Origin of the sequence: Vibrio sp. D431a (genome assembly GCF_030248655.1) — a bacterium.
In the GTDB taxonomy this organism is placed as follows: Bacteria; Pseudomonadota; Gammaproteobacteria; order Enterobacterales; family Vibrionaceae; genus Vibrio; species Vibrio alginolyticus.
The window spans coordinates 159,742-168,187 of sequence record NZ_JAHGAP010000033.1; the positions used below are offsets into that span (position 1 = coordinate 159,742).

General features: G+C 44.4%; 7 protein-coding genes. 2 read left to right on the plus strand and 5 right to left on the minus strand.

Features of this window, described 5'->3' with window-relative positions:
- Positions 1-37: 37 nt before the first annotated feature.
- The 5 genes from KJB35_RS25150 to KJB35_RS25170 all read right to left on the minus strand — a co-directional run bounded on the left by KJB35_RS25150 (position 38) and on the right by KJB35_RS25170 (position 4,830).
- Entirely contained in the window at positions 38-1,033 is a 996-nt protein-coding gene (locus KJB35_RS25150) for a succinylglutamate desuccinylase/aspartoacylase family protein (protein WP_017820206.1), read from the minus strand.
- A gap of 110 nt (positions 1,034-1,143) precedes the next feature.
- Positions 1,144-2,676, minus strand: coding sequence for a putative basic amino acid antiporter YfcC (yfcC, locus tag KJB35_RS25155; RefSeq protein ID WP_205460993.1), 1,533 nt, complete (start codon positions 2,674-2,676; stop codon positions 1,144-1,146).
- A 212-nt stretch (positions 2,677-2,888) separates the two neighbouring features.
- Positions 2,889-3,209, minus strand: a complete 321-nt coding sequence (locus KJB35_RS25160; protein ID WP_268208416.1) for a cytochrome c — start codon at positions 3,207-3,209, stop codon at positions 2,889-2,891.
- Between the two features lie 78 nt (positions 3,210-3,287).
- Positions 3,288-4,292 (minus strand): low-specificity L-threonine aldolase, encoded by a 1,005-nt coding sequence (ltaE, locus tag KJB35_RS25165; protein WP_262634927.1) that lies wholly within the window; start codon positions 4,290-4,292, stop codon positions 3,288-3,290.
- Positions 4,293-4,314: 22 nt separating this feature from the next.
- Positions 4,315-4,830 carry an NUDIX hydrolase gene (locus KJB35_RS25170; protein WP_017820203.1) on the minus strand — a complete coding sequence of 172 codons (516 nt, stop codon included), beginning with the start codon at positions 4,828-4,830 and terminating at the stop codon, positions 4,315-4,317.
- Between the two features lie 269 nt (positions 4,831-5,099).
- On the opposite strand from KJB35_RS25170, the gene KJB35_RS25175 reads away from it, so the two are divergent.
- Together KJB35_RS25175 and viaA are read left to right on the plus strand one after the other, a co-directional pair.
- Positions 5,100-6,761, plus strand: coding sequence for an ATPase RavA domain-containing protein (locus KJB35_RS25175; protein WP_258457123.1), 1,662 nt, complete (start codon positions 5,100-5,102; stop codon positions 6,759-6,761).
- A gap of 9 nt (positions 6,762-6,770) precedes the next feature.
- Positions 6,771-8,225 (plus strand): ATPase RavA stimulator ViaA, encoded by a 1,455-nt coding sequence (gene viaA / locus KJB35_RS25180; protein ID WP_033907023.1) that lies wholly within the window; start codon positions 6,771-6,773, stop codon positions 8,223-8,225.
- Positions 8,226-8,446: the final 221 nt, after the last annotated feature.

Genomic DNA, 8,446 nt, shown 5'->3' on the forward strand with positions numbered 1-8,446 from the left:
GCGTCGAAAGGTTGCTCTATCAACAAACGGTTATGGTTTACTTAATCAAACGAACGATCAGGGAACCTGGTGCTCGAATAGATTCAACATTGTGGCTAAGTACTGTGCCGTTTGTTGGGGCGGTGTAGCGTTTAATCTCAGCGCCAAAGCTGTCGTATTGAATCGCAAGAAGTTGGCCTTGCTCGACAAAATTCATCAAACTGACATGAGGCAGTACAAAGCCGCCGTGTGTCGCTTTCACACTGACGATTTCGTTTCCTTCCAAGCATGACGTAATAGGGTCCATATCACCTTCAACAATGCTATGCTTTTTCAGCACATTAAAAATGCCTGTTACAGTTCGACTGATAAGTTCTTGCTCGGTGTATCGCCCCATACCTACTTCAACTGTAATGCTTGGGACACCATGGTTATTCCAAACCGTTTCAAGGACGCCAGCATCTCCAGGATCATTTAAAATCGCATCAGGATTAATGAGACGAGCCATTTCTAATGATTGCTCGATTCGGAAATCTGCAAACACGTAAAGTGGATAGGCCGCACCACTGGTTTGAGTGTGAAGGTCAATGGCTAAATCAGCATTTGGCTTGAGCAAATCATTCCACAATGCATATAAGTAACGTTGGGCCTCATTGCCGTTTTGGTCACCAGGAAAAAAGCGGTTTAAGTTTGCAGGAGACGCATCAGGATCTGCGGAATAGAAATCGCGGCTGTGGTTTAGCATACCTGGCATGTTAATGGTTGGAACAATAGTGACAGTACCAGCGACTTCAGTGCCGATGAGCTCTCGAGCAGTTTTCTGCGCTGCTAACACACCATTGTACTCATCACCATGAACCCCTGCGGTAATCATGATCTTCTTGCCAGGTTTTTCACCTTTGAACACTAGCACAGGTAGGTGTTGCCACTGAGAGAGAGCATTCGTTGCGATGCGAAACCAAAACTTATGCTCGCCCGAATTTAGGTCTGCTACATTGAGAGATTGAATCACTTGATGACCTTGAATCACGTCATCGAGAAATTGTGTTGCCATTAAAGTTACCACTCCAAAACCATAAGCTAATCTAAAACCTTAGCGTCGTCATACCATGAATATTAATAAGGCGAGAACATGTCTCGCCTTAATTACCAATTGGCTTCGTTTTACGCAAAACCCATAATATGAGCTGCGATAACGACGATACTTGATAGGGTAAAGAGTAATAGAATAAATCGCCAGCAGAATTTTGCCCAGTCACCCCAGTCGATACGGCAGACACCAAGCGTTGCCATGAGAGATGCCGAAGTAGGGACGATAACGTTAGTAAAGCCATCGCCAAGTTGGAATGACAAAACTGCCACTTGGCGCGTAACTCCTGCAATGTCTGCCAGAGGGGCCAGTAGAGGCATCGTTAGTGCCGCTTGTCCTGAGCCTGAAGTGACAAAGAAGTTGAAGATAGATTGGAATACATACATTAACCATGCTGCAGCTACGTCAGGAAGCCCACTGATCACGCCGCCAGCACTGTTTAGAATTGAGTTCAGTACACTCGCTTCATCAGTTGTACCACCACCAAGGATCAACAATACCCCTTTTGCACAACCCACTAATAGGGCAGGTGCAAGCATAATAGCTGCACCTTCTTTAAATGCATCAGCTGCGCAGTTTAGCGTCATACCGTTTAGGCGGAAAATCGTACCGATGATCGCGACAACAAAGCCCATAGTGAAAAATTGAGAAGCGATTTCTGGGATGTACCATGCGTTAGCGACTACGCCCCAAACGACCCACACCGTGGTCGCAATAACCGTAAGGATAACGAGTGTGTCACCTAGGTTCCAACGAGAATCTTGATTGCCAAGCTCTTGCTGACGGAAATACTGGTCTGTGCGATGGCTGTAAGAAAGTTTAGGATTTGACTTCACACGAGCGGCGTAGATCATTGTGAAAGCGATACCAATTAACGTAAAGCCAGCCCATAACCCCATGCGCACTGTCATGCCGGATAAAACAGGTACACCCGCAATGCCTTGCGCAATAGCGACGGAAAAAGGGTTCATCCAAGAAGTAGCGAAGCCAATTTGAGTCGCAACATAGGTAACCATCACCGTAGTGATACCATCATAACCAAGGCGAACCATAAGCGGCGCGATAATAATCGCAAATGCTACGGCTTCTTCACCCATACCAAATACCGCACCGCCTAGCGAAAACAGCAAAAATAGCACTGGAATGAATAGCGCTTCGTTACCTTTGGTCTTATCGATAAGGCGCAGGATACCGTTATCGATAGTGCCTGTGCGCATTACAACGCCGAAAGCACCGCCGATAACCAACATGAACATAATCACGCCGATTGCGCTGCCCCATTTAGAGCCAGAAACTAGACCTTCGAAAGGGAAGTTCATCAGACCAATGCCACCACCAGAAGCAAACAGGCCAACTGTGTTGTAAACCAACTCACCGTTTTCGTCGGTTGCATAAGAGAAAGAAGAAGGATCGATAACTGTGCGAGTTTTTTCTGCACCGTCGACCATGTAGGTCACCTGTTGGCTATCAAAATGACCAGCAGGAATTAAGTAGGTAAGAATCGCAGCAAGAATACCAACAATGAAGATCAAAATGAGGGTATCTGGCATCTGCCACGACTTAGGGGTAGCAACCGAGTCTGCTGGTTGCGCATGTGTGTGAGACATAACTTACTTCACGTCAAATTCAATAAAGCATGAAATATCGATAAAATAGAATAAAAAGTCAATATTAATGCTTATGTTGAACTATAAATTCATCAAATATTTGAAGTGAAGTTAATTTGATTGTTTTGTGGTCAAATGTTGGGTTAATGTTTCAATATGCGTTGAGTTTGGATGATTCACGAGCTTTCATAGTACATCTACAGGTGATCTAATCACTTGATTTCTGTCTGTTCTGCATAAAAAGCAGCGACATCACGAAGGTCTTCATCATTTAACATTTTTAACTGTGCTGCCATCATTTCTGCAAGTGGCCCTTTACGCTCACCGGCTTGATAAGATTTCATTGCATTGTAAAGGTACTGAGCATTTTGACCAGCAAGGCTTGGATAGGTGTTGTTCGTTGCGATGCCTGTAACACCTTGACAATAGACACAGCTAGGTGATTTGATTTTACCTTTATCAGCATCACCAAACGGCTCGGCATGGATAGCGGAAGAGAAAATAAAAGAGATTAGAAGTACAAATCTGAGCATGGAGGTTATCTATTCGCTAAAAATCATGCCGATACAATAAAGCTTCCCCTTAGGGGAAGCTCAATGATCAAAATCAAATTAAAGTAGAGATTTTATACTTGATAAGAAAGTGTCGATGTCTTTCGCTGAAATATCTTTATGAGTTACAAAACGAATTGGATTTCCAGGGGTTATCGTGATGTTTTGTTCCTTTAGTTTCGCAGCGATACTTACTATGTCCACTTGAGGAGCAAGCTTCGCGAACACGATGTTCGTTTGAACAAATTCAGGGTTGACTGAAAAACCAGGCAGTTCTGCTAAACCTTCCGCTAAGGTTTTTGCGTTGATGTGATCTTGTTTTAGCTGTTCCACTTGTTCGGTAAGGGCAAGTTTGCCTGCTGCGGCAAGAATACCCGCTTGACGCATACCACCGCCGACCATCTTTCTTAAGCGACGTGCTTTTGCGATGTAGTCTTTGCTACCAAGCAGTAGCGAGCCAACAGGGGCAGCCAGACCTTTCGACAGACAGATCGTCATTGAATCAAAGTACTGACCGATCTCTTTTACCGGAACATCAAGTGCAACGGCTGCGTTAAAAACGCGAGCGCCATCTAGATGCATCTGCAAGTTATGTTTATTCACGAAGTCACGTGCTTCTGCTAAGTAAGACAGAGGTAGTACTTTACCATTAATTGTGTTTTCTAAGCTGAGAAGCTTAGTGCGAGCAAAGTGACAATCATCTGGTTTAATCGCAGCAGCCAGTTTATCAAATGGTAGCGTGCCATCTGGGTTATTTTCGACTGGTTGAGGTTGAATTGATCCCAAAACCGCCGCGCCACCAGCTTCGTATTTGTAGTTATGTGCTTGTTGCCCACATAGATATTCATCTCCCCGCTCGCAATGCGCCATTAAACCGAGCAGATTGGCTTGAGTGCCTGAAGTGGTAAACAAAGCTGCTTCGAAACCAGCAAGCTGCGCAGCAAATTTTTCAAGCTCATTGACCGTAGGGTCATCACCATAAACATCATCCCCAACGGGGGCCCTAAACATGGCTTCTCGCATGGCTTGGGTGGGCTGTGTAACGGTATCTGATCGAAAATCCATGAATGTCTCCTTGGTCAAAGTCCTAAATATATCCGCAAAGGCGCGCTTTGCTTAAGCAAGCGATCGTTTTGGCATCGGTGATCGTGCCATCGACAATCTTTTCTTCGAGTTGCTTGATTGACAAGGTGACGACCTCAATCACTTCGTCTTCATCGCACTCGTAACGGTTTGTTTTATTGAGCTTTTCGGCAACAAATAGATACTGTATCTCATCACAAAATCCGGCAAGAGGGGTGACTTGGCCGAGAGACGTGAATTTCTCTGCACTAAACCCAGTTTCTTCCTCTAACTCTCTTTTGGCGCAGCAGAGTGGCTCTTCGTTGCCTTCCCTGGTACCAGCAGGAAGTTCCAATAGCCATTTATTAAGTGAAGGCCGAAATTGGTGGACAAGGACAATCTCACCCTCCGCTGTAATAGGGAGAATCACTGCAGCGCCCGGATGATGGATTGTGGTGTGCGTAATTGCCTGTCCTGTAGGAAGCATAACGTCTTCTTCAATCAGAGAAATTTGCTTCCATTTATGAATTATCTTGCTCATGCAGTTATAAACCCTAGCTGTTACCGCATTTTTGACGTTTTTCGACATTAACCACAAATGGTGGGAAACAAAAGCAAAAAATACTGCAACACGACGAAAGCGTTTGCACTTTAAGTGAGCAATGTCTCATAAATGGAAACTTTGATTGCTTCGTCAAGAAGGGGAAAAGCATCTGCTATAAGGGGAATTCGACAAAATACATTTGTAACAAAGTTATAACAAGTGTATAAAAATGTTAACGCAATACCACTTCAGCAGCCGGAGAACGTATGACACAAACCTTATTTACCTCAAATGCCGAAAAAGCGCTTCTCTCAGAACGCATCAATAAATTGGCGAAAGCGTTAACGGATGGCGTTTATGAGCGTGAACATACGATCAAGCTCTGCCTTCTTGCTGCACTTGCTGGTGAAAGTGTTTTTCTTTTAGGTCCCCCTGGTATTGCAAAAAGCTTAATTGCCAAACGACTCATCCAAGCGTTCGATAACAGCAGTTACTTCGAATACCTGATGACGCGCTTCTCAACCCCTGAAGAGGTGTTTGGGCCACTGAGTATCCAAGAGCTAAAAGACAACGGCCGTTATGTTCGCTTAACTAAAGGGTATTTGCCAACTGCACAAGTCGTATTTTTGGATGAAATCTGGAAGGCGGGCCCTGCAATTCTTAATACATTGCTGACAGTGGTTAATGAGAAAACATTCAAAAATGGCAGCGATATCGAGCGTGTGCCAATGCGCTTGTTGGTATCGGCTTCCAATGAATTACCCGATGAAGATAGTGGATTGGATGCGCTCTACGACCGCATGTTGGTGCGTGTGTTTGTGAATCGAATTCAGAATAAACAAAACTTTAAGTCGATGTTGACTGTGGGCACATCGCAAGAGGCACAAGTACCAGAAGGCCTAGCGATAACTGATGAAGAATATCATCAATGGCAACAACAGCTCGACAAATTGACGTTAACCGACAATGCATTCGAAAAGCTTTTCCAGCTTAAAACGATGTTAGAAGCCAAAGTTGAAGCTCAGTTTGGTGATGTGGCCAAGACCGACATGTATGTCTCTGACCGCCGCTGGAAGAAAGCCGTGAAGTTGTTAAAAGCGAGCGCGTTTTTTAATGGTCGCGATGAAATCAATCCGCTTGACCTTCTACTGCTGCAAGATTGTTTATGGAACAGTCCTGAATCGCGAGATGTGGTACGTGAAGTGGTTCAAGAGTTCGCCTTAAAACATGCATTTGATCAACAAGACGCGGAGCAGGAAATTGAGTACTGCCGAGAGTCTTTGGTTGATGTTCAACATGAACTTGAAGATGCCTACCGCATGACGTTAACGTCTGAAGCGGCAACGGGTATTTTGCGTAAAGAAACCATGCGCTTTGATACCTCTAAAGCCAAGATGTACAAAGTTGGCGCAGCCGTTAACTTAGTTAAATTGGTTGTCTTGCAAAGCAACATGTCGGTTTCAGAATCAGAAAAAGGTGATAGCCGCTGGGTTTATGTACCCAAAGATGAGTTAGATCGAGTCATTAAAGAGGGAAGCGGTGATGTGTATGGTTACGTCAATCAAAACACCAACATGTGCCGTTTACGATTTGACGTTGACGCGGCGAATAACCTAGCTATCCGTGATATCGCGAATCGAGGCATTTTGGTTAGCCTAGTGACTCAAGAGGGCTTGGATGTAGAGCTTTACCAAAAGTGGTTAACGCAGAGCGAAAAAGCCGTAAATCAGCTTAGTGAGGCAGAACACCATATGCGCAAGGTGAAAGCGAACTTTCATGATGCGCTTCCGCATAGCTTTGTTGATCCTGAACTACCCCGCCTAATGGAGTCGAGTCTACAACAGGTCAGTCAGAGACTTGAATCAATCCAAGCAGAAAGTGAAAAAGTTATCCAACGCTTTAAAAACTTAAATCAGTTTTTCTCATAAGGAGACGACATGCTAGGTGCAGACGGACTTAACCTCGCGCTGATGGTGGCCGACTCTGGCATCATCGATAGCGCAGTTAATGATTTGATGGCGCGTTCACAAGTCATGATGATGGCAGAAAACCGAGGCGTTAAATCTTCGGTCAAAGGTCACTTGTTAAAGTGGCGAGGCAGCGTTAAAAAACGGATCACCAAGGTATGTGAGACAGAGCGTTTCCAACAAGAGCTGTCTTTATATCAAGAGGTCATTCACTGGGATGAAGAGGCGTTTTTTGAAAACATCGAAGATGTGATTAAAAAGCTGGAATGGCACTCTGCGTTTTACATGCAAGCTCGCCGAATGATGGAAAAGAACAAAGGGATGAATAACCCTATGTTCCCACATTACTTTTGTGATCAATGGTACCAAAGCCTCACCGATGCTATAAAACAAGCGCAAGTAAGCGAGCTTGAAGCCAATAAAGAAAAGGTGCTGAATGACCTGTATCAACGTATGGAAACCATGCGTAATATGGATAAAGTCACGGAGTCGGGTGACGCTGAAAGTGTAGGGCGCCTGTGGGATATGGCATCTGCCAAGTTGAGTAAAACAGACTTAACGGTGATGAAGCGCCATGCTGAGTTTCTGAAGAAGCACCAAGGCTTGCAAGAAATTGCGGAGCAACTCGGTCGTATGGCGGGGCAAGTAAATGATCCTGAACTAAATCGTGCGCCCACTGAAGAACTTCAATTGGTCGAAGAGAAAAGTGATGAGGCGACGGATGATATTGTTGGTATTCACGAAAGCGATGATCTAAATAAGCTACTTCCCAACGAAACGATGTTTTTGGCGTATCCTGAACTTGAAGTTGTGTTCTATAAACACTTAGTCGATAAACGGCTCATGAACTATCGTACACAAGGCAAATCGCGCACGTTACGTAAAGTTAAAGCTCACCGACCTGACCATAAAGCGGTAGATATCGAAAAAGGCCCCTTCATTGTTTGTGTGGACGCGTCCGGTTCCATGAGTGGCTTTCCTGAGCAATGCGCCAAAGCCATGGCTTATGCTCTGATGCAAATCGCACTAGCGGAGCAACGTGATTGCTATGTCATTATTTTTTCTACGGAACACATTACCTACGAACTAACCAAACAAGATGGTCTGCGCGAGGCGGCGGACTTTCTAACTTATAGCTTCCATGGTGGTACAGACTTAGAGCCAACTTTGATTAAATCTATCGACTTGATGAGCGGTGATAAATATAAAAACGCAGACATGGTAGTCATTTCCGACTTTATCGCGCCAAAACAACAAGACGAGTTACTGGCCAAAGTGGATGCGCTCAAAGCGAAGAAAAACCGTTTTCACGCGATTAGCTTATCGAAATACGGAAATCCTGCATTAATGTCGATGTTTGATCACACTTGGTCTTATCACCCTAATGTTGTGGGAAGATTGCTAAAAAGGGTCAGCAACTATTAAACGCCTTAATGTTTCATGGGACAAAACGAACTGAAAGCGAGATTTATATTGCTTCGTTTTAAGCCAATAAGATCGAACTTTGGTCGAATTGACTTAAAAGAAATCAAACGAACAGAAAATGAAATGTTTTTGTTTGACTATCTTCTCTCAATCCGTAAAGTAGCCACCAACGCAACGGGGTAGAGCCCTGAAGCGTAATAAAAAGGCGCCTTGGCAGAGTG

Excerpts from the sequence above, each read along its gene's own strand:
- KJB35_RS25170 (WP_017820203.1), bottom strand. The coding sequence starts at position 4,830 with ATGAGCAAGATAATTCATAAATGGAAGCAAATTTCTCTGATTGAAGAA.
- KJB35_RS25150 (WP_017820206.1), bottom strand. The coding sequence starts at position 1,033 with ATGGCAACACAATTTCTCGATGACGTGATTCAAGGTCATCAAGTGATT.
- KJB35_RS25175 (WP_258457123.1), top strand. The coding sequence starts at position 5,100 with ATGACACAAACCTTATTTACCTCAAATGCCGAAAAAGCGCTTCTCTCA.
- viaA (WP_033907023.1), top strand. The coding sequence starts at position 6,771 with ATGCTAGGTGCAGACGGACTTAACCTCGCGCTGATGGTGGCCGACTCT.
- yfcC (WP_205460993.1), bottom strand. The coding sequence starts at position 2,676 with ATGTCTCACACACATGCGCAACCAGCAGACTCGGTTGCTACCCCTAAG.
- KJB35_RS25160 (WP_268208416.1), bottom strand. The coding sequence starts at position 3,209 with ATGCTCAGATTTGTACTTCTAATCTCTTTTATTTTCTCTTCCGCTATC.
- ltaE (WP_262634927.1), bottom strand. The coding sequence starts at position 4,292 with ATGGATTTTCGATCAGATACCGTTACACAGCCCACCCAAGCCATGCGA.